Source organism: Pseudomonas sp. P7779 (assembly GCF_013386315.1).
Classification (GTDB): domain Bacteria; phylum Pseudomonadota; class Gammaproteobacteria; order Pseudomonadales; family Pseudomonadaceae; genus Aquipseudomonas.
This window is the reverse complement of the sequence record NZ_JACARZ010000005.1, coordinates 44,068-65,640: the sequence shown is the minus strand read 5'-3', so window position 1 is coordinate 65,640 and position 21,573 is coordinate 44,068. Positions and strand designations below refer to the sequence as shown.

Here is a 21,573-nt window from a genome sequence, read left to right as displayed (position 1 = left end):
ATGGCCCGCGATATGACTCTGCCGATACCCGATAACGTGGCTCGTCAGGTTTCCCGTGCCGAACTCGGCGACCGTATTTTTGTAGTCGGCGGCAAGCTGCTCTGGCTGTGCCTGCTGGGCGTCGCGGTGCTGATGCCGCTGCTGGCGATCTTCTGGCGCGGCTTCAGCAGTGAAGCCGGGCAGGGCGGTGGCCTGGTGGCGGCGCGGGAGTTGGTCACCAGCGATAACTTCCACTGGTTGCTCGGTAACAGCCTGAAGGTTTCCGGCAGCGTGGCGGTCATCGTCGTACCGCTGGCTTACCTGTTTGCCTACGCGCTGCAACGCACGCTGATTCCCGGCAAGGCGATCTGGCGTGGCATGTCGCTGCTGCCGTTGATGGCGCCGTCGATGCTGCCCGGGATTGCGCTGGTCTACCTATTCGGTAACCAGGGCATGCTGCGCGGGCTGCTGTCGGACAACATCTATGGCTTCTGGGGCATCGTCCTCGGCGAAGTGATCTACACCTTTCCCCATGCCTTGATGATCCTGTTGTCGGCGCTTTCCCTGGCGGATGCACGTTTGTTTGACGCCGCATCGAGCATGGGTGCGAGTCCCGCACGGGCGTTTCGCAGCATCACCTGGCCGGCGACGCGCCAGGCCGTGTTTGCCGCGTTTTGCCTGGTGTTCACTCTGACCATCACTGACTTTGGCGTGCCCGTGGTAGTCGGTGGCGACTATCAAGTACTGGCGCTGGAAGCTTACAAAGCTGTGGTCGGCCAGCAGCAATTCGGCCGCGGTGCCTTGATCGGCATGGTCCTGCTGCTGCCGGCGCTGTTCAGCTTCGGTGTCGACGCCTGGTTGCGCCGCCGCCATGGCGACTCCATGAGCGGCCGCGCCCAGGTGTTCCAGCCGGCGCCGTCGAAACTGCGGGATGGCTGCTACCTGGCCATCGTCCTGCTGATCTGCGCGATCCTGCTGCTGGTGTTCGGCATGGCGGTCTACTCATCCCTGGTGAAATTCTGGCCCTACAACCTGTCGCTGTCCCTGGCCCACTACCAGTTCGAAGACACGGCCGGCGGCGGCTGGCTGGCCTACCGCAACAGCATCACCATGGCCCTGTGCACCGCGTTGATCGGCAGCGTGCTGATCTTCACCGGCGCCTACCTGATGGAAAAAACCAGGGGCCAGAAGGGCCTGAACCTGGCGCTGCGCATGCTCAACTTCGTGCCGATGGCGGTGCCGGGGTTGGTGCTCGGCCTGGGCTACGTGTTCTTTTTCAACCTCAACGGCAACCCGCTGCATGTGCTCTACGGCACCATGACGTTGCTGGTGGTGTGCACCATTGCTCACTATTTGACCACCGCCCAAATGACCGCCACCACGGCCCTGCGCCAACTGGACGCGGAATTCGAAGCCGCCGCGCTGTCGCTGAAGGCGCCGCTGTACCGCCATTACCTGCGGGTCACCGTGCCGATCTGCCTGCCGGCGCTGCTGGACATCGTGCGCTACCTGTTCGTCTCGGCGATGACCACCGTTTCCGCCGCGATCTTCCTTTACAGCCCCGACACCATCCTCGCCGCCGTCGCCGTGCTGAACATGGACGACGCCGGCAACGTCGGCGGTGCGGCGGCCATGTCGACCCTGATCCTGTTCACCTCGGCGGGCGTGTCCTTGCTGCTGGCGTGGGCCTCACGCGGCTTGTTGCGCCGCTCCCAGGCCTGGCGCCAAACCGCGCCCGGCCAATAATTCACCCATAAAGGAACTGCACCATGTTCAAGCCCCTGGCGTTAGCCGCTGCTGTGCTCACTGCGTTCAGCCTGAATGCCTTTGCCGCCAAGACCGAGTTGACCGTGTACACGGCCCTCGAAGCCGAGCAATTGAAGACCTACAAACAGGCCTTTGAAAAGGTTAACCCGGACATCGAGATCAAATGGGTGCGCGATTCCACCGGCATCATCACCGCCAAGCTGCTTGCCGAAAAAGCCCGCCCGCAGGCTGATGTGGTCTGGGGCCTGGCCGCTTCCAGCCTGGCGATTCTCGATCAGCAGGGCATGCTGCAAAACTACGCACCGGCAGATTTGAGCAAGATCGGTGCGAACTACCGCGACGCCGCCAACCCGCCGGCCTGGGTCGGCATGGACGTGTGGGCTGCGACTATTTGCTTCAACACTGTCGAAGCCGAAAAGCAGGGCCTGAGCAAGCCGGTGAGCTGGCAGGACCTTACCAAGCCTGAGTACAAGGGCAAGATCGTGATGCCCAACCCGGCCTCGTCCGGCACGGGCTTCCTGGATGTGAGTGCCTGGTTGCAGACCTTCGGCGAGAAGCAGGGCTGGCAGTACATGGACGACCTGCACCAGAACATCGGCCAGTACGTTCACTCCGGTTCCAAACCCTGCAAGCTGGCGGCCTCGGGTGAATTCCCGATCGGCATTTCCTTCGAATACCCGGCCGTTCAGCTGAAGCGCCAGGGCGCACCGCTGGACATCATCCTGCCGAAAGAAGGCCTGGGCTGGGATATCGAAGCCACTGCCGTGATCAAGGGCACTGCCCACGCAGACGCGGCACAGAAACTCGCCGACTTCTCCGCCAGCCCCGCGGCGATGGAGCTGTACAAGGAAAACTTCGCGGTACTGGCCCAGCCGGGCATCGCCAAGCCGCAGACCGAGTTGCCGGCGGACTACGAGCAGCGGTTGATCAAGAATGACTTTGCCTGGGCCTCGAAAAACCGCGACAGCATCCTGACCGAATGGCGCAAGCGCTATGACGGCAAGTCGGAAAAACAATAACCACCGATCGTTCCCACGCTCTGCGTGGGAACGCGGCTCTGGACGCTCTGCGTCCGCTTTTGTAGTCGTGACGCGGAGCGTGGGAACGAGAGGTCTTCATGACACAACTGCTGATCATCGGCGCCGGCATCCTCGGCCTGTCCCATGCCTTTGCCGCTGCCAAACGCGGCCTCAAGGTCAAGGTCTTCGAGCGTAGCGCCACACCGCTGGGTGCTTCCGTGCGCAACTTCGGCCAGGCACTGGTCACCGGCCAGCCGCCCGGGCCAATGCTCGACCTGGCGCGGGAAAGCCGCGAGATCTGGGGCCAGTGGGCGCAACTCGCCGGCATCCAGCTCAAGCGCAACGGCTCTTATTTGTTCGCCCGCACCGAAGCCGAAGAGCACTTGCTTGAAGCCTTCTGCGCCGGTCGCGCGCAAGAACACGGTTATCGCGTCAAGTTGCTGCAAGGCACCGCCCTGCACGAGCTGTACGGTGGCCAGTTCGCCCATCACCGCGCTGCGCTTCACGGCCTGGATGATCAACAACTGTATTCGCGCGAGGCTATCCCGGCGCTGATCAACTACCTGAGCCGCGAACTGAACGTGGAGTTTCATTTCTCTACCCTGGTCCGCGACATCGAGCCCGGCCAGGTACACACCACGACCGGTTCCTTTCACGGCGAGCAGATCATTGTCTGCTCCGGTCACGACTACCAGACGCTGCTGGCCGAGCAGATTGCCGAGCTCAACCCGCAAATCTGCCGCCTGCAAATGCTGCGCGCCCGGCCAGTGGTGGAGTTGAACCTGCAACACGCGCTGCTGACCGGCCTCAGCTGCGTGCACTACGGCGCCTTCGCCGACTTGCCGGAAGCCGCGCCGGTACAGGCCGAAATTCTGCGGGATGTACCGCACCTGCATGAAAACGGTATTCACCTGCTGATCAGCCCGACACCCTATGGCGAACTGATCATCGGGGATTCCCACCATTACGGCAGCGATCCTTCACCGTTCAACGCCGAACAGGTGGACAACTGGATGATCGAACTGGCCGAACATACCCTGGGCTGCAAGATCCAGGTCGTGGAGCGCTGGCAGGGCGTCTATGGTTCCCGTGGGCCGGGGCCGTTCTCGTTCACGCGGGCGGCGCCGGGGGTGAGCGCGGCGTTGATGCACACCGGCGTGGGCATGAGCGTCGGGCCGGCGATGGCCGAGCGCAATATCAATGAGCTGTGGGGGAGTGCGTGATGAAAGCAGAGCAGGCAATCGCCGAAGTCTTCGGCCTGTACGAACAGCACGGCACCACCGACTACATCGGCGAACCGGTCTCGCAGATTGAGCACATGTCCCAGGCTGCGCAACTGGCCATGGCCGAAGGCTTCGATGATGAAGTGGTGCTGGCGGCGTTTTTCCACGACATCGGGCACATCTGCGGCCAAGGTGGCGAGAACATGGGCGGTTATGGTGTGGTCAGCCATGAACGGCTGGGGGCTGATTATCTGCGCCGGGCAGGCTTCAGCGAGCGCATGGCAAAACTGGTGGAGTACCACGTGCAGGCCAAGCGCTACCTGACCTTCAGCCAGCCGGACTATTACGCACGCTTGAGCGAAGCCAGCCGTCGTACCTTGGGTTACCAGGGCGGCGTGATGACCGCCGAGGAAGCCCAAGCGTTCGAGCAGGACCCGCTCTGCGCCGTGAGCCTGCGCATGCGCCACTGGGATGAACAGGCCAAGGAAATGCATGTGCCGTTGCTGGACCTTGAAGTGTTGAAATCCAAGGCCCGGCAACTGTTGGCGGCTTAGGTCTCGTCCAGGCGCTGGGCCAGGGCTTCGATCTGTTCCTGGCGTTCGGCCTGGCTCAATTTGGGGTGCGGGTTGAGGGACGACCATTGCGGATGAGCCCGGGCCTTGTTCAGGGCTTCGGGCAATTTGCCTTCGCGCCAGGTCTTGTCCTGTGGCGTGTCGACCTTGATGCTGTGGATCGCCGCATGGCCCCGCAGGTTCAGGGCCTTGAGCAGTTGCCGCTGGCGCAGGGCCAACAGGCGCAGCACGCTGTCGTCGACGGTCAGCTCGCGCTGGCCCTTGATCTTGCCCAGCAGGCGGCTGCCATAACTGCGGGCAGTTTGCAGGGCGCCACCGGCGATGGCACCGGCGAGGGCGGCGGCGCCGAGGGTCAGCCCGCCCACCAGTAAGTCCACGCCCGCACCGGCGGCGGCGCCGGCCGCGATGCCGCCACCGACCCGCACGCCCAGTTGCTTGAGGGTCTCGGGGTTGAACAGGTCATCGCCCCAGCGCCCGTCCAGCAGCGGTAAATCGCTGGCGGCGGCGTCCTGCGGGCGGAAGCCGAACAGCTTGAGCAAGGCTTCCACGCAACGCTGTTCGCGCTGGCGCACGGCTTTGCGCAGTTCGCTGATGGCCTGCTGTTCCACTTCGGCTTCGCTGACCACGCTGCGGCGGCAGGCGGCGCAGTCGATCAGCAGTTCGGCGATCAGCCGCGCGGCACTTTGCTGGCGGGCCTGGCGCTGGGCTTCCTGATCAAGGATCAGCCGTTCCAGTTGCCCACGGGAGTTTTCCAGCAGCAGGGCGAGGCTTTCATAGAGCCGGCGCTCGCCGTCTTCCGGCGGCGCCACGCTGTCGAAACGCACCAGCGCGTGCAGGCCGAGGCGGGCGAGGGCTTCGCGCCAGTCCGGCTCGCGGTGGTCGGCGCTGCTGACAAAATTGAGCACCGGCAGCAACGGCTTGCCACAGCTGGCCAGCACTTGCAGCTCATCGCGGTACTTGGCCAGCACCGGCTCCCGGGCGTCTATCACATACAGCCCGGCGTCGGAGGCGAGCAGTTGGCGCAGCACCTTGGCTTCCTGTTCGAAGCGTTGCCGGGCCTCGCTGCCTTCCAGAAAACGCGCCAGCCGTGCCGGGCCGTCGAGGCGTTCGCCGGGGCGGTCCAGGCGTTCGAGGTAATCGAGCAGGGCGATGGCATCTTCCAGGCCCGGCGTGTCGTACAGCTCCAGCAAGGCTTCGCCGTCCACCGACAAGCGCGCACCTTCGACATGCCGGGTGGTGCTGGGACGATGGGAGACTTCACCAAAGCCGACGTCTCGCGTGAGCGTGCGCAGCAACGAGGTCTTGCCGACGTTGGTGTGGCCGACCACCGCAAGTTTCAGGGGCTTAGTCATGACCGGTCTCCAGCCAGGTGAGCGGCGCGCAATCGGCGAACGGTATCTCCAGTTGTTGCAAGGCCGTGTGCCAATCACCCAGGCGCTCAGCATCCAGGGCTTGGCCGGCGGGCGCTTGCAGCAGCCAGACCCGAGTGGCGGTGGCGCTGCGGGCCAGTTCGGCAATCAGCGCAAGGCTGCCGCGATCCGGCGAGCGGCGTGGGTCGCAGGCGATGGCCAGGCGCGCGGGCGGGAAGCGGGTGAGTTGCTCCAGCAGCTTGTTGCGGGATTCACGGCTGTCGAGGATGCCGGCGTCCTTGACACTGGCCGGGAGCTTCGGCGGCCATGGGCGCTGGTCGTCCAGCTCGATGGCCACCAGCAGGGCGCCGTCGCTTTCCAGTTCACTGACGCCGCCGGTTACGTGGTGCAATTGTTCGGGCGCCACATCATTGACCCCAAGCCGTTCGCTGCTGGGCATCAGCCGTTCACGCAGTTGGCTGTAGCCGGGCAGGTTGAGGTCGAGGCTCAAGGCGGCGCGCCCACGTTTCCAACGCCACAGGCACAGCAACGTAAGGATCAGCCGCGGCAGGATGCCGTACACCAGCAGCACGCCCACCAGCCAGGCGGCCCAGGCCTGGCGGGCGCTTTCGATATTCAAGGCGGCATCGCCACTGGCGCGGATCATCTCGACAGTGGGCACATTGAAGCCGAGCAAGGCGGGCAGGGCGCCGAGGGTTTGGGTCACGGCGACAAAGGTGTCCGCCCGCAGGATGGTGGTTTCCCACACAAAACCGTAGCGCCGGGTGGCCAACAGCGTCAGCAGGATCACCAGGGCGCTGAGCAGGGCCAGCAGCCACAGGCTGTTGACCAGCACACCGACGGCCCAGCGATTGAGCTTGCGCCGTTGCAGCAACAGCAGCAGGGCGGGCGCCAGTTGCGCGGCCTTGGCGTCGCGGGCGAGTTTTTCGCTGAGCCATAACCACAGGCGGCCAAGACTGGCGCCGTGTTCACCGGCAAACAACAGGCCCAGGGCCCAGCTCAACAACAGGATCAGGTTCAAACCCAGCAGGCTGCCCAGGGCCCAGAACACATTGACCGGCGCCAACCCGTTGCCCAGCGCGGCAAACGCCAGGCCGGCGCCGCTGATAATGGCGACTGCCGCCAGCAGGATCAGCGCCAGGCGCGCACCTTGCAGCCAGCGGGTCAGGGCGGCGGTCAGGCCATCGCGTTCGGCCAGCCACAGCGCGCGGTTTTGAATGCGCGTGGGCAAATCGCCGCCGGCGCTGCGGGCCAGGCGATTGGCTTCCTGGTCTTCCAGGGCGCCCGCGTGGTCCTCGCGCAGGCGCACGGTCTCGGTCAGCCAGAGTGTTTGCAGGGGGTTCAGAGCTGTCACGCGCCGTCCTGTTGAGCCAGTGAGTCTGGAGCATAACCGCTGGAACGCCGGTTGGGGTATGCCGCGCGCGGCTCTGGTATTCTCGTCGCCATGAAAAAAACTCTCCCTTTAAGCCTGATCGCAGCCCTCGGTGAAAACCGTGTGATCGGCGTCGACAACAGCATGCCCTGGCATTTGCCGGGGGATTTCAAATATTTCAAGGCCACCACCTTGGGCAAGCCGATCATCATGGGGCGCAAGACCTGGGATTCCCTGGGGCGACCGTTGCCGGGCCGATTGAACATTGTGGTCAGCCGTCAGACCGATCTGGCGCTGGAAGGTGCGGAAGTTTTTCCGTCCCTCGACGCAGCAGTGGAGCGGGCTGAGGAATGGGCCAAGGCGCAGGGCGTGGATGAGCTGATGCTGATCGGCGGCGCACAGTTGTATGCCCATGGGCTGGAGCAGGCGGATCGCCTGTATTTGACGCGGGTGGCGTTGAGCCCGGACGGGGATGCGTGGTTTCCCGAGTTTGATTTGAACCAGTGGAAGCTGGTGTCGAATGTCGAGAATGCGGCTGAGGGTGACAAGCCGGCGTACAACTTCGAAGTCTGGGAAAAAGCCTAAAAACTCATGTGGCGAGGGAGCTTGCTGTGACGAGGGAGCTTGCTGTGGCGCGGGAGCAAGCTCCCTCGCCACAACGTTCAGCCGTCAAGCCTGCGCCAGCTCCGCATGCTCATCCGCATTCAACAACGCTTTATCCGTCTGCTGCATGATCTGGCTGGTAATCGCCCCGGCCGTCATCGAACCGTTCACGTTCAACGCGGTACGGCCCATGTCGATCAGCGGCTCAACCGAAATCAGCAGCGCCACCAGTGACACCGGCAAGCCCATCGCCGGCAGCACGATCAGCGCGGCAAACGTCGCACCGCCACCCACGCCCGCCACACCGGCCGAACTCAAGGTCACAATCGCCACCAGGGTCGCGATCCACAGCGGGTCCAGCGGGTTGATACCCACGGTCGGCGCAACCATCACCGCCAGCATCGCCGGATAAAGGCCGGCACAACCGTTCTGGCCAATCGTTGCGCCAAACGAGGCGGCAAAACCGGCGATGGACTGCGGAATCCCCAAGCGACGGGTCTGCGCTTCAATGCTCAGCGGGATGCTGGCGGCGCTGGAGCGGCTGGTGAAGGCAAACGTCAGCACCGGCCAGACCTTGCGGAAGAACCGCAGCGGGTTGATCCCGGCCAGCGACAGCAGCAGGCCATGCACCACAAACATCAGGCCCAGGGCCAGGTACGACACCACCACAAAACTGCCGAGCTTGATGATGTCTTGCAGGTTGGAGCTGGCGACCACTTTGGTCATCAGCGCCAATACGCCGTACGGGGTCAGCTTCATCACCAGGCGCACCAGGCGCATCACCCAGGCTTGCAGGGTGTCGATGGCGTTGAGGACTTTCTGGCCTTTTTCCACGTCATCCTTGAGCAGTTGCAGCGCGGCAACCCCGAGGAATGCGGCAAAGATCACCACACTGATGATCGACGTCGGCTTGGCCCGGGCCAGGTCGGCGAACGGGTTCTGCGGGATGAACGACAGCAGCAGTTGCGGGATATTCAGGTCGGCGACCTTGCCCGCGTAATCACTCTGGATCACTTGCAGGCGCGCCATTTCCTGGGTGCCGGCCACCAGGCCTTCGGCGGTGAGGCCGAACAGGTTGGTCAGGCCGATACCGATCAGCGCCGCAATCGCCGTGGTGAACAGCAGCGTGCCGATGGTCAGGAAGCTGATCTTGCCCAGGGACGAGGCGTTATGCAGACGGGCCACGGCGCTGAGGATCGAGGCGAACACCAGCGGGATCACGATCATTTGCAGCAACTGCACGTAACCGTTGCCGACCAGGTCGAACCAGCCGATCGAGGCCTTTAGCACCGGGTTGCCGGCACCGTAGATCGCGTGCAGCACCACACCGAAGATCACGCCGAGTACCAACGCAAACAAGACCTTCTTGGCGAGGCTCCAGTTGGTTCGGCGGGTTTGTGCCAGGCCCAGCAGCAAGGCCACGAACACCAGTAAGTTGAGAATCAGGGGCAGATTCATTGAAGCTCCGTTGAGAAGGCAGCCAATCGCAGGAGCCTGCGATTGCGAACCGGCAAGCCTAACAGCTTGAAATATATTGATTTAATAACGTTATCGCATGGTGACTGTCGTTTTTGGAATAAGCGGATGACGCGCAGGCGTATGGCATTGGCGCGATCACGACGAAAGCGGTCGCGCTCGGGCGATAACTGTCATACAGATTTGTTAGCGTCGATGTCTTTCACTCAGGGAGAAAACGCACATGAAGCTAGCGCCGAAACTGTTTGCCGCCGCGCTGTGCCTGGGCCTCGCGAGCCAGGCCTTTGCCGCCACCGAGTTGAAACATTGGCCTGCGGCTGCCGCGAAGCAACTGGACACGATGATTGCCGCCAATGCCAACAAGGGCAACTTCGCGGTGTTCGACATGGACAACACCAGTTACCGCTACGACCTTGAAGAGTCGTTGCTGCCGTACCTGGAAAACAAGGGCCTGATCACCCGCGACACCATGGACCCCTCCCTGAAGCTGATCCCGTTCAAAGACACCGCCGACCACAAGGAAAGCCTCTTCAGTTACTACTACCGCCTCTGCGAAGTCGACGACATGGTCTGCTACCCGTGGGTCGCGCAGATTTTCTCCGGCTTCACCCTCAAGGAACTCAAGGGCTACGTCGACGAGATGATGGCGTCGGGCAAGCCGGTGCCGGTCACCTATTACGACGGTGACGTGGTCAAGAACATGGAAGTGCAGCCGCCGAAGGTCTTCACCGGCCAGGCTGAGCTGTTCAACAAGCTGATGGAAAACGGCATCGAGGTCTACGTGATGACCGCCGCGTCCGAAGAACTGGTGCGCATGGTCGCGGCCGATCCGAAGTACGGCTACAACGTCAAACCCGAGAACGTCATCGGCGTGAGCACCTTGCTCAAGGACCGCAAGACCGGCGAGCTGACCACTGCCCGCAAGCAGATTGCCGCCGGCAAGTATGACGAGAAGGCCAACCTCGGCCTGGAGCTGACCCCGTACCTGTGGACCCCGGCCACCTGGATGGCCGGCAAGCACGCAGCGATCCTGACCTATATCGACGAGTGGAAAAAACCGGTGATCGTCGGTGGCGACACGCCGACCAGTGACGGCTACATGCTGTTCCATGACGTGGACGTGGCCAAGGGCGGCATCCACCTGTGGATCAACCGTAAAGACAAATACATGACCCAGCTCAACGGCATGATGGCCAAGCACGCTGCGGCCCAGGCCAAGGAAGGGTTGCCGGTGACGGCGGATAAAAACTGGGTGATCGTCAAGCCGGACGAGATTCAGTAAGTACGGCTGGACTCGGTCAAAAATGTGGGAGCGGGCTTGCTCGCGAAGGCGGTGGATCAGCCAGCTTATTCAGTAACTGGCACACCGCAATTCGCGAGCAAGCCCGCTCCCACAGTTGATCTTCTTTGTTTGGGGAATTATCTCCAGACAAAAAAATGCCCCGCACATGGCGGGGCATTTTTATGGGCGAGGTTTACAGACCGTCAAGCATCGCCTTGTTACGCACAGCACCCTTGTCGGCACTGGTGGCCAGCAGGGCGTAAGCCTTCAAGGCGGTGGTGACTTTGCGCGGACGCTTCTCCACCGGCTTCCAGCCTTTCTTGTCCTGCTCGACCCGGCGTGCCGCCAGTTCTTCATCGCTGATCAACAGGTTGATCGAGCGGTTCGGAATGTCAATCAGCACCTTGTCGCCATCCTGCACCAGGCCGATGGCGCCGCCCGCAGCAGCTTCCGGCGAAGCGTGGCCGATGGACAGGCCCGAGGTCCCGCCGGAAAAACGGCCGTCGGTCAGCAAGGCGCAGGCTTTGCCCAGGCCCTTGGATTTCAGATACGACGTCGGGTACAGCATCTCTTGCATGCCCGGGCCGCCTTTCGGGCCTTCGTAACGGATGATGACGATGTCGCCTTCCTTCACTTCGTCAGCGAGGATGCCGCGTACCGAGCTGTCCTGGCTTTCGTAGATCTTGGCGCGGCCTTCGAACACGTGGATCGACTCGTCGACACCGGCGGTTTTCACCACGCAGCCATCGAGGGCGATGTTGCCGTACAGCACGGCCAGGCCGCCCTCTTTCGAATAGGCATGCTCGACACTGCGGATGCAGCCGTTTTCACGGTCGTCGTCGAGGGTTTCCCAACGGGTCGACTGGCTGAACGCGGTCTGCGTCGGGATGCCGGCCGGGCCGGCCTTGAAGAAGTGATGCACGGCTTCGTCAGTGGTCTGGGTGATGTCCCACTTGGCGATGCCTTCGGCCAGGGATTTGCTGTGCACGGTCGGCAGGTCGGTGTGCAACAGGCCGCCACGGGCCAGGGAGCCGAGGATCGAGAAGATCCCGCCGGCGCGGTGCACGTCTTCCATGTGGTACTTCTGGATGTTCGGCGCGACTTTGCACAGTTGCGGCACGTGGCGGGACAGGCGGTCGATGTCCCGCAGGTCGAAGTCGATCTCGGCTTCTTGCGCGGCGGCCAGCAAGTGCAGGATGGTGTTGGTGGAACCGCCCATGGCGATGTCCAGGGTCATGGCGTTTTCGAACGCCTTGAAGTTGGCGATGTTGCGCGGCAACACCGACTCATCGTTCTCGGTGTAGTAGCGCTTGCACAGCTCGACGATGGTGCGGCCGGCCTGCAGGAACAGTTGCTCGCGGTCGCTGTGGGTGGCCAGTGTCGAGCCGTTGCCCGGCAAGGCGAGCCCTAAGGCTTCCACCAGGCAGTTCATCGAGTTGGCGGTGAACATGCCGGAGCACGAACCGCAGGTAGGGCAGGCGCTGCGCTCGTATTCCGCGACCTTCTCGTCAGAAGCGCTGGAATCGGCGGCGATGACCATGGCGTCCACCAGGTCGAGGCCGTGGGAGGCGAGCTTGGTCTTGCCGGCTTCCATCGGGCCGCCGGAGACGAAGATCACCGGGATGTTCAGGCGCAGGGCGGCCATCAGCATGCCGGGGGTGATCTTGTCGCAGTTGGAGATGCACACGATGGCGTCGGCGCAGTGGGCGTTGACCATGTATTCCACGGAGTCGGCGATGATCTCGCGGCTCGGCAGGGAATACAGCATGCCGTCATGGCCCATGGCGATGCCGTCATCCACGGCGATGGTGTTGAATTCTTTCGCTACACCGCCGGCGCGTTCGATCTCGCGGGCGACCAGTTGGCCCAGGTCCTTGAGGTGGACGTGGCCGGGTACGAACTGGGTGAACGAGTTGGCAATCGCGATGATCGGCTTCTTGAAGTCGTCATCTTTCATCCCCGTGGCGCGCCACAGTGCGCGGGCGCCGGCCATGTTGCGGCCGTGGGTGGATGTTTTCGAGCGGTAATCAGGCATTGGAGCACTCCGGGCGGCTAATCAAGTACTAAAGGGGAGTGAGCTTCTAATTGACGACTGGAACACCCGATAAATGGCCGTGTGTCCGGAAGTTGCCACTCGCGTCGCGGGATCGCCGCTTGCTTGGGCCTCGAGCTCATAAACCCGCCGGGGGATGACTGGCGATGAATAGGTCCGATTCTACACCGCTGGCGGCCGGAGGGAATGGCCGCCAGCGTGTAGATAGCGCTTACGAGACGTGTGGGTGTGCAAGTTTCATGGTCAGCGACCGACCCGGGCGTTCGTCACCACGCCCCAAACGCTGAACACGATGAAGCTGATGGCGATGGTCATCAGCAGGTTTGCCCCGGCTTGGGCGAGGGCGGCGCTGCTGACGGCGGCGGTGATGAACATGATGCTGTTGCCGGCCGACGCGGCGGTGCCGGCGCTGCTGGAGAACAGCAACATGGCCGCGGAAATCGCGGCGGGGCGTACCAGGGTCACGGCCAGGGCGCTGATCAGCATCGGGATCAGCAGGGTGATGGTGGTGATAGCTCCAAGACCGACGATCAGCATCAGAAGCACGCCTGCGACAAGCAGCAATCCAAGGCCGATGTTGATTTGCCGGGACAGCGAGATGCGTTTTTGAAGATACGACGCCGCCAAGCCACCGAGCAGATAGGCCACGCCATACACCATGAGTACCAGTGCGTACTGGTATTCGGAGAGTTTCAGCGAGTCCATGAAAATCAACGGTGTCACGCTGATCAAGGCGAAGTAGCAGGCGAACACCAACGCGGCGATCCACCAGTAACGCAGGAAGTCGCGATTGGTTGCGACATCTTTCAGCGTGCCGATGATCGACACCTGCGTGCGGTGCGGGCTGGCGGACTTGGAGGGCAGTATGCAGAACGCATGGATCAACATGCCCGACGCCATCAGTGCGAACCCATAGAAACTACCTTGCCAGTCGAAGGTGGTTTGCAACCAGGAGCCGATCAGCGGTGACAAGGCGACGAACGAGCCGCTCAGGGTCATGTAGTAGAGGCGCACACGGGCGCGATCCTGTTCTTCGAACAGGTCCTCCACTAACGCATGGCCCAGTACGAAGAAGCCGCAACCCGTGGCCTGGATCGAGCGAAACAGCAGGAAGCTCAGGTAGTCCGTCGATAATGCGCAACCTATCGCACCCAGGATCGACAGCGTGATGCAACCGAGCAGGACTTCCTTGCGGCCCCATTTATCCGACAGCGGTCCGGCGACCAGTTGGGAAATCGAAAAAACCAGGGTGAACAGGCTGATGGACAGCGCCACATCGGCGGTGGGTGTATCGAACCTTTCAGCCAAGGCGGGGAAGGAGGGCAGCAGGATGTTGATCGGGAAGAAGCTGATAAGTGAGATGCAAGTGATGAGGATGAAGCGTGAGAATTGGTGGCGTTTTATCTCGCTGCCGAGTAAGGGCGAGCAGGAAGACTCAGACATTGTTTTTATTTCCGGTGGGGTGCCAAAAACCGATATTAGCCTTGGGTGGCGAGAATTCAATCAATAAAGGTGGAGCCATTCTCTTCCAAAGGCATGCTGTAAAAGGCTGCATCGCCAAGGCCTCAATCAGTCCTCAAAAGCTTTTCGAATTCATCGCTGAAAACCTGACCGTCGCTGTAACCGGCGCCTACGAAAAGTACCAACTGCTCTTTAAGGTCCTGTATGCCAAGGGCTTTCTCGATCTTGGTATCGTTGAGAGCGGAGGAAATCCAAGTATTAAGCCCCATGGCGGTTGAAATGAGCTGAGCTGTTTGTGAGATGTGTCCGGCCTCTATCAGGGCAACTCGGTAGGCTCTGGAGTGTGGGTACTTCCACCACAGTTTGTCGAATCGTGATGTAATGAAAATACCAAACGGAAGATTGTCGATGAAGTGCTGGCCGTTAAGGTAGTTTCCAAGAGGCTCTTGTATTCGACGAATCAGCCTGAGTGCGTGTAACTCCGGGTGGTAATAATAAAGTCCGGGATTTACGCCTCTTATGTTGTACGCATACACATAACCTTCGCTGGAGCTTAATCCACCACCTGACGGGCTGCTTCGTCTAGCGCGGAAAGAGGGGGGCGTTAAATGTGAGGTGTCTTGCAGGCGTTCTTTTAAGTGCCCTAGAGACAGGTAGAGCAGCGTACTCAGGTCTTCTAAAGAAATGCTTTTGTTTAAATAGGTGCGGCAGGTTTTTCGCTTAATTAACGTGTGTTGCAGTAACGGGTATGTTCTGAGAGATTCGTTTGGTGAGGGTTGCGGCAGACTGATAAAGTCTTCTGATTGGAGATGGGCGAACCGATTCGAGTCAGGAGGACTCTTGCGCATTACGCCCTGGCAGTGGGCCAAATAATGAGCTGCCCAACTGACGCTGTCTGTAGGTTGATCAGCGTCTGATAAGTCTTTTGTACCGATGTGGAATATCCTCGACAAGTCATCCCACCCCCACTGGTTATCTAACGTTGGCGCACCTTGTTGAATAATTGCATGGTGAGTGAACGTCGAGTCGATCTCAAACTCAGGGTTGTAAAGCGAAAGGTCGTATATTAGTTCTAGCAGTCGCTGCGAGTGCGCGCGATCTAATTCAAATTGCTCATGAGTTTTGTAGTTCCAGATGATCAGATGTTGTGATTTGGTTAAGAAAAATAAGTTGGGATTTATGCGCATTGTTTTCTTCCCGTTCTTAGGGCTGGGTTGGCGTACAACCCAGCTTGTCATCAACGACTTATTTAGGCATTCCAATCAATGCGAATGCTGCCAGTGCTTTTGACTCAAGAACGATTGCCTTCATATCAGCTCTCCATTTCATTAAGTTAAATGGCTGTCACACAAAATGATTGTGACAGAAACTAGGCTAGGCGCTGGTTTTAGATTTATCTAGTCAGGAGGCGTAGGAGGATTCTGCTGGCGTTGTAGTATGTTTTTGCTGTAACGATGAAGCTATATGTGGTTTTTGACGTTGTACAAGAAATTAAAAAGTTTGCTTTTATTTGAAGGCGCGGCTTTGTGAATTGATGCTGCCCGGAGCCAGTCGGGCAGCATCGCGGGAATAACTTAGCTATTCGGCAACAACCGGCAAGTAATGCTCTTGATATACCGGGTCTCGGCAATCGCCGGGTGCACCGGGTGGTCCGGGCCCTGGCCGCCGCGTTCCAGCATCTGGATGTTGCGATCCAGGTGACGGGCGCTGGTCAGCAGGATGTTTTGCAGGTCGTCTTCCGGCAAGTGCATCGAGCACGAAGCGCTGACCAGGATGCCGTCCTTGCTGAGCAGGCGCATGGCTTGCTCGTTCAGGCGGCGGTAGGCGCCTTCGCCGTTTTTCATGTCTTTCTTGCGCTTGATGAAGGCAGGCGGGTCGGCCACGATCACGTCGAAACGCTCTTCGCTGGCTTTCAGCTCTTTGAGGGCTTCGAACACGTCGCCTTCGATGCAGGTCATTTTCTCGGCAACGCCGTTCAGTGCCGCGTTGCGCTCCACGCCGTCGAGGGCGAAGGCGGAGGCGTCGACGCAGAACACTTCACTGGCACCGAAGGCGGCCGCTTGCACGCCCCAGCCGCCGATGTAGCTGTACAGGTCGAGTACGCGTTTGCCTTTGGCATACGGAGCCAGGCGGGCGCGGTTCATGCGGTGGTCGTAGAACCAGCCGGTCTTCTGGCCCTGGATCACCGGCGCTTCGAACTTCACGCCGTTTTCTTCGAGGGCAACCCACTCCGGCACCAGGCCGAACACGGTTTCGACGTAGCGGTTGAGGCCTTCGGCATCACGCGCAGCGGAGTCGTTCTTGAACAGGATGCCGCTTGGCTTGAGCACTTGGGTCAGTGCGGCAATCACGTCTTCCTTGTGGGCTTCCATGGTCGCCGAAGCGATCTGCACCACCAGGATGTCGCCGAAACGGTCGACCACCAGGCCTGGCAACAAGTCGGAATCGCCGTACACCAGGCGGTAGAACGGCTTGTCGAACAGGCGGTCACGCAGGGACAGGGCGACGTTGATGCGGTGCACCAGCAGCGACTTGTCCAGCGGCAACTTGATGTCGCGGGACAGCAGGCGGGCGCAGATCAGGTTGTTCGGGCTCACGGCCACGATGCCGAGGGTCTTGCCGCCGGCTGCTTCCAGGATCGCCTGGTCGCCTGCCTGGAAGCCGTGAAGAGGTGTGGCGGCCACATCGATTTCGTTGCTGTAGACCCACAGGTGGCCGTTGCGCAAACGACGATCGGCGTTGGCTTTGAGACGCAGGCTTGGCAGGGACATGACGTCGCTCCGGAAAAAAGAGCGGGAGTATACCGTGTTGTGCAGTACTTGGCGGCGCCGCCGGACATGTGGGAGCGGGCTTGCTCGCGAAAGCGGAGGATCAGTAAACCCATTCGGTGGCTGACACACCGCTTTCGCGAGCAAGCCCGCTCCCACATTCGGTCCGGTTTCAGTTCGGGTTTTTGAGGTGTCAGCCTGGTTGCCATAAAGGTTAGAATCGCCGCCTAGTCCAGAGTGTGCCCCCTATGTCCCAAGAGCTATCCGCCGAACAGATCCAACAGAGCCTCCAAGGCATCAGTGTGCCGCCTCAACCGCAAATCATGGTGGATTTGCAGATGGAGCAGTACATGCCCGATCCGGACCTGGAAGTGATCGCCCGGTTGATCGCCCAGGACCCGGGCCTCTCCGGCTCGCTGCTGAAGATCGTCAATTCGCCGTATTACGGTCTGAGCAACAAGATCGTCTCGATACAGCGCGCGGTGAACCTGCTGGGCAGCCGCTCCATCGTCAACCTGATCAACGCGCAGTCGATCAAGGGCGAGATGAGCGACGACACCATCGTCACCCTCAACCGTTTCTGGGACACCGCCCAGGACGTGGCCATGACCTGCCTGGCCCTGGCCAAGCGCACCGGCAGCCAGGCGGTCGATGAAGCCTACGCATTGGGGCTGTTCCACGATTGCGGCGTGCCGTTGATGCTCAAGCGTTTCCCGAACTACATGAGTGTGCTGGAAGAGGCCTATGCCAACGCCGGCCCGGAGTGCCGTGTGGTCGACACCGAGAACCAGGCGTTCAACACCAACCATGCCGTGGTGGGTTACTACACCGCCAAATCCTGGCGCCTGCCGGAACATGTGACCGATGCCATCGCCAATCACCACAATGCCCTGGCGATTTTCAGCGACGAGTCCAACCATAAGCCGCAGCTGAAAAACCTGCTGGCGATCCTGAAAATGGCCGAGCACATTTGTGCGTCGTACCGCGTGCTGGGCAACCAGGTGGATGACCATGAGTGGAACGCCATCGGCCCGCTGGTGCTGGACCATATCGGCCTGTCGGACTACGACTTCGAGAGTTTGAAGTTGTCGATCCGCGAGCTGGGCGCGCACTAACCCTTTTTCCAAGAGGTACACATGCCCGAGTTACCGGAAGTCGAAACCACCCGGCGCGGAATTGCGCCGCACCTGGAAGGCCAGCGGGTCAGCCGTGTGGTGGTGCGTGAGCGGCGCCTGCGCTGGCCGATCCCGGAAGACCTGGATGTGCGGCTGTCCGGGCAACGCATCGTGCTGGTGGAGCGGCGGGCCAAGTATTTGTTGATCAATGCCGAGGTCGGCACGCTGATCAGCCACTTGGGCATGTCGGGCAATTTGCGCCTGGTGGAAGCCGGCAGCCCGGCGGCCAAGCATGAGCATGTGGATATAGAACTGGAGTCGGGCCTGGCCCTGCGCTACACCGACCCGCGACGCTTTGGCGCGATGCTCTGGAGCCTCGACCCGCTGAACCACGAGCTGCTGATCCGCCTGGGGCCGGAGCCGTTGACCGACCTGTTCGACGGCGAGCGGCTATTCCAGCTGTCCCGTGGACGCTCGATGGCGGTGAAGCCGTTCATCATGGACAACGCGGTGGTGGTGGGTGTAGGCAATATCTATGCGACGGAAGCGCTGTTTGCCGCCGGGATTGATCCGCGCCGGGAAGCCAAGGGCATTTCCCGTGGGCGTTACCTGAAGCTGGCGATCGAGATCAAGCGCATCCTGGCGGCGGCCATCGAGCGCGGCGGCACCACGTTGCGTGACTTTATCGGCGGCGACGGGCAGCCGGGGTATTTCCAGCAGGAATTGTTCGTCTATGGCCGTGGTGGCGAGGCGTGCAAGGTCTGTGGGACCGAATTGCGCAACGTGATGCTGGGGCAGCGGGCGAGTGTGTTTTGCCCGAAGTGTCAGAGCTGACAATTTGTGGTGCTGCTGATGGCCTCTTCACGAGCAAGCCCGCTCCCACATTCGACTGCATTCCAAAGGTGGAACTCGGCCGAATGTGGGAGCGGGCTTGCTCGCGAAGGGGCTTAATGAAGCGCCAAGGGACTTAGGCCTTCCCGGTAATCAACCGGTACTTCTCCATCAGTTGCTCTTCCGTTTCCGGATGAGCCTCGTCCAGCGGAATGCAATCCACCGGGCAAACCTGCTGGCACTGGGGTTCGTCGTAGTGGCCGACACACTGGGTGCACAGGTTGGGGTCGATCACATAGATCTCTTCACCCTGGGAAATGGCAGCGTTCGGGCACTCGGGTTCGCAGACGTCGCAGTTGATGCAATCGTCGGTGATGATCAGGGACATGGAAACTCCTGCCAGGGCTGTCAGCCAAGGCATCTGAAAACTAATGCGCGCAATTGTGCCGCATTGGCGCCCGCAGTGCGAGCGGGCGCCGATTGAGCGGTCTTACTTCTTGAAGCGCAGCGTCAGCGCATCCGCCACAGCCGGGTGCACGAACTTGGTGATATCCCCGCCCAACGCCGCGATTTCCCGGACCAACGTCGAGGAAATGAACGAATAACGTTCCGAAGGCGTAAGAAACAGGCTTTCCACGTCCGGCGCCAGTTGGCGGTTCATGTTGGCCAGCTGGAATTCGTATTCGAAGTCCGACACCGCCCGCAGGCCGCGCAGGAACACATTGGCGTTCTGTTCCTTGGCGAAGTGCGCCAGCAGCGTCGAGAAGCCGACCACTTCAACGTTGGGCAGATGCTTGGTGACCTCACGGGCCAGCTCCACGCGCTGTTCCAGGGGAAACAGCGGGTTTTTCTTGGGGCTGGCAGCGACCGCGATAATCACATGGTCGAACAAGCGCGAGGCGCGTTCGACCAGATCGCCATGGCCCTTGGTGATTGGGTCGAAGGTACCTGGGTACAACACTCGGTTCATCGCGTCGTCCTGGCGGAGTCCGTTGGGGAACCGGATGGTATCGCAGCCATCCCGGTCGGCCAAGTCAACTTATTCAGAAGAAAGCACTATAGACACCGCGAATACCCGGTTTTTTCAGGCCGTTTTCAGACGTTCGGCCAATGCCGTCGCCAGTTGCGCCGTCAATCCATACACCGATAACTGCGGGTTAGCGCCAATGCTGGTGGGGAATAGCGAGCCATCGTGGATCGACAAGTTGCGCAGTTGATGATGGCGCCCAAGGCTGTCGGCCACGGCGTTTTTCGGTTCTTCCCCCATCGCGCAACCGCCCATTACATGAGCGCTGCCGAGCCGGGTTCGGTGCAATTCGAGGTTCAACCCGTCGATCATGCTGCGGGCTTCAGCCAAGGTGTTCACGTAGCGCGCATCGCCGTGCAGCGGCATCACCGACTTGGCGCCGCCGGCAAACTGAATCTCCGCCATGCTGTGGAATGCCCGGCGCAGGCCGTCCCAGGCGTAGGGCGAAACCTGATAATCGAGCACCGGGGTGCCATCGCCGCGCAATTCGACGGTGCCGCCCGGGCTGTCGGGGTGGAAACCGTCGCGCAAGAGGGCAAGCATTGCGTGGGTCTTGGGCAGTTGGCCCATATCCAGCGCGTTCTGCGTGCCGTAGCCGCCGAGCAAGGTGCTGGCCAGGCCCGGATGCAGTGGCGGTACTTCGAGCTTGTAGGACATTTTGCCGGTAGTGCCGTCCTGCCATTGGAAGTGATCGGAATAAATCGACTGCGGCGCGCCGTAGAACGGGTTGATCACCTCGTCGAACAACCCGGCGGAAAAATTCACCAGGTGTAAAAAGGTTCGCTTGCCCAGGCGCGAGTGGGGATCGGGCGCGTCCGAGCGCAGCAGCAGCGCCGGGCTGTTGATGCCGCCGCCGGCCAATACGTAATGCTTGGCTTTGACTGTGATCTTGCGGCCGGTGGGTGCCACGCAATACTGATCCATGGCCACGCATTCGAGGCTGGTGATGGTGTCGCCGCTGAACTTCAGGCGTTCGGCGCGGGCCAGGTACAGCAGCTCGCCGCCTTTCTCCAGGGTGGACGGAATGGTGGTCACCAGCATTGATTGCTTGGCGTTGACCGGGCAACCCATGCCGCAATACCCCAGGTTGAAACAGCCGCGCACATTGCGCGGGATCACGTGCCAGCTGTAGCCAAGCTTTTCGCAGCCCTTGCGGATCACGTCATTGTTGGCATTCGGTGGCATGGCCCAAGGCGCGATGCCCAGGCGTTGTTCCATTTTTTCGAACCAGGGCGCCATTTCGGCGCTGCTGTGGCCCTTGACCGCGTACTCGCTGGCCCAGTGGGCGAGAGTCGGGTCCGGGGTGCGGAAGCTTGAGGTCCAGTTGATCAGCGTGGTGCCGCCGACCGCGCGGCCCTGCAGGATGGTGATAGCGCCGTCCTTGCTCATGCGGCCGATGCCTTCCTGGTAGAGGCTGGCGTAGGCCTCGTCTTCCAGCAGCTTGAAGTCGTTGCTGGTCTTCAGCGGGCCTTCTTCGATCAGCAGCACCTTGTAGCCGGCGGCGCTGAGGATTTCGGCGGTGGTGCCGCCGCCGGCGCCGCTGCCGATGATCGCGACGTCGGCTTCCAGGGTCAGGTCCTGGTCGAGGGCGGCGCCATTGTGGGTCTTCCAGCCGCGGGCCATGCCATCGCGGAACAGATCAGGTACGGGCATCA

The 21,573-nt window shown here is 61.2% G+C and carries 18 protein-coding genes; 8 read left to right on the top strand and 10 right to left on the bottom strand.

What is annotated here, in order from left to right:
* The 4 genes from HX869_RS01910 to HX869_RS01895 all read left to right on the top strand — a co-directional run bounded on the left by HX869_RS01910 (position 1) and on the right by HX869_RS01895 (position 4,542).
* Positions 1-1,725 carry a putative 2-aminoethylphosphonate ABC transporter permease subunit gene (locus HX869_RS01910; protein WP_178902683.1) on the top strand — a complete coding sequence of 575 codons (1,725 nt, stop codon included), beginning with the start codon at positions 1-3 and terminating at the stop codon, positions 1,723-1,725.
* A gap of 23 nt (positions 1,726-1,748) precedes the next feature.
* Complete coding sequence (locus tag HX869_RS01905; RefSeq protein ID WP_003213811.1) at positions 1,749-2,765, top strand: putative 2-aminoethylphosphonate ABC transporter substrate-binding protein; 1,017 nt, start codon at positions 1,749-1,751, stop codon at positions 2,763-2,765.
* 98 nt (positions 2,766-2,863) lie between these two features.
* Entirely contained in the window at positions 2,864-3,988 is a 1,125-nt protein-coding gene (locus tag HX869_RS01900; protein ID WP_178902682.1) for a TIGR03364 family FAD-dependent oxidoreductase, read from the top strand.
* Entirely contained in the window at positions 3,988-4,542 is a 555-nt protein-coding gene (locus HX869_RS01895) for a phosphonate degradation HD-domain oxygenase (RefSeq protein WP_178902681.1), read from the top strand. Before HX869_RS01900 ends, HX869_RS01895 begins: the two co-directional genes overlap by 1 nt.
* Here the strand turns inward: HX869_RS01895 and HX869_RS01890 are convergent.
* Positions 4,539-5,912 (bottom strand): DUF3482 domain-containing protein, encoded by a 1,374-nt coding sequence (locus HX869_RS01890; protein WP_134327481.1) that lies wholly within the window; start codon positions 5,910-5,912, stop codon positions 4,539-4,541. The genes HX869_RS01895 and HX869_RS01890 overlap by 4 nt on opposite strands.
* The gene (locus HX869_RS01885; protein ID WP_178902680.1) at positions 5,905-7,284 is read right to left on the bottom strand and encodes a DUF2868 domain-containing protein; all 1,380 of its coding nucleotides are present in this window, start codon (positions 7,282-7,284) and stop codon (positions 5,905-5,907) included. Before HX869_RS01885 ends, HX869_RS01890 begins: the two co-directional genes overlap by 8 nt.
* A gap of 90 nt (positions 7,285-7,374) precedes the next feature.
* On the opposite strand from HX869_RS01885, the gene HX869_RS01880 reads away from it, so the two are divergent.
* Positions 7,375-7,887, top strand: a complete 513-nt coding sequence (locus HX869_RS01880; RefSeq protein ID WP_178902679.1) for a dihydrofolate reductase — start codon at positions 7,375-7,377, stop codon at positions 7,885-7,887.
* An 84-nt stretch (positions 7,888-7,971) separates the two neighbouring features.
* Here the strand turns inward: HX869_RS01880 and HX869_RS01875 are convergent, their stop codons facing one another.
* Positions 7,972-9,363 carry an L-cystine transporter gene (locus tag HX869_RS01875; protein ID WP_178902678.1) on the bottom strand — a complete coding sequence of 464 codons (1,392 nt, stop codon included), beginning with the start codon at positions 9,361-9,363 and terminating at the stop codon, positions 7,972-7,974.
* 241 nt (positions 9,364-9,604) lie between these two features.
* On the opposite strand from HX869_RS01875, the gene HX869_RS01870 reads away from it, so the two are divergent.
* The gene (locus HX869_RS01870) at positions 9,605-10,663 is read left to right on the top strand and encodes a phosphorylcholine phosphatase (RefSeq protein WP_003213803.1); all 1,059 of its coding nucleotides are present in this window, start codon (positions 9,605-9,607) and stop codon (positions 10,661-10,663) included.
* 193 nt (positions 10,664-10,856) lie between these two features.
* Here the strand turns inward: HX869_RS01870 and ilvD are convergent, their stop codons facing one another.
* The 4 genes from ilvD to HX869_RS01850 form a co-directional block, all read right to left on the bottom strand.
* Positions 10,857-12,698, bottom strand: a complete 1,842-nt coding sequence (ilvD, locus tag HX869_RS01865; RefSeq protein WP_017476546.1) for a dihydroxy-acid dehydratase — start codon at positions 12,696-12,698, stop codon at positions 10,857-10,859.
* 261 nt (positions 12,699-12,959) lie between these two features.
* Positions 12,960-14,159: an MFS transporter gene (locus tag HX869_RS01860; RefSeq protein WP_178902677.1), complete on the bottom strand. Its 1,200-nt coding sequence runs from the start codon at positions 14,157-14,159 to the stop codon at positions 12,960-12,962.
* A 122-nt stretch (positions 14,160-14,281) separates the two neighbouring features.
* Positions 14,282-15,364 (bottom strand): SagB/ThcOx family dehydrogenase, encoded by a 1,083-nt coding sequence (locus HX869_RS01855; protein WP_178902676.1) that lies wholly within the window; start codon positions 15,362-15,364, stop codon positions 14,282-14,284.
* A 387-nt stretch (positions 15,365-15,751) separates the two neighbouring features.
* Positions 15,752-16,948 (bottom strand): class I SAM-dependent rRNA methyltransferase, encoded by a 1,197-nt coding sequence (locus tag HX869_RS01850; protein ID WP_178902675.1) that lies wholly within the window; start codon positions 16,946-16,948, stop codon positions 15,752-15,754.
* A gap of 299 nt (positions 16,949-17,247) precedes the next feature.
* Between HX869_RS01850 and HX869_RS01845 the strand changes: the two genes are divergently transcribed.
* Positions 17,248-18,060: an HDOD domain-containing protein gene (locus HX869_RS01845; protein ID WP_173882995.1), complete on the top strand. Its 813-nt coding sequence runs from the start codon at positions 17,248-17,250 to the stop codon at positions 18,058-18,060.
* 21 nt (positions 18,061-18,081) lie between these two features.
* The gene (gene mutM / locus HX869_RS01840; protein WP_008438968.1) at positions 18,082-18,894 is read left to right on the top strand and encodes a bifunctional DNA-formamidopyrimidine glycosylase/DNA-(apurinic or apyrimidinic site) lyase; all 813 of its coding nucleotides are present in this window, start codon (positions 18,082-18,084) and stop codon (positions 18,892-18,894) included.
* Positions 18,895-19,027: 133 nt separating this feature from the next.
* Here mutM and HX869_RS01835 read toward each other — a convergent pair whose 3' ends face one another.
* The 3 genes from HX869_RS01835 to HX869_RS01825 all read right to left on the bottom strand — a co-directional run bounded on the left by HX869_RS01835 (position 19,028) and on the right by HX869_RS01825 (position 21,571).
* The gene (locus HX869_RS01835; protein ID WP_003213796.1) at positions 19,028-19,279 is read right to left on the bottom strand and encodes a YfhL family 4Fe-4S dicluster ferredoxin; all 252 of its coding nucleotides are present in this window, start codon (positions 19,277-19,279) and stop codon (positions 19,028-19,030) included.
* 102 nt (positions 19,280-19,381) lie between these two features.
* The gene (coaD, locus tag HX869_RS01830; protein ID WP_003176711.1) at positions 19,382-19,861 is read right to left on the bottom strand and encodes a pantetheine-phosphate adenylyltransferase; all 480 of its coding nucleotides are present in this window, start codon (positions 19,859-19,861) and stop codon (positions 19,382-19,384) included.
* A gap of 114 nt (positions 19,862-19,975) precedes the next feature.
* Positions 19,976-21,571 carry a GMC family oxidoreductase gene (locus HX869_RS01825; protein ID WP_003213795.1) on the bottom strand — a complete coding sequence of 532 codons (1,596 nt, stop codon included), beginning with the start codon at positions 21,569-21,571 and terminating at the stop codon, positions 19,976-19,978.
* Between the last annotated feature and the right edge of the window lie 2 nt (positions 21,572-21,573).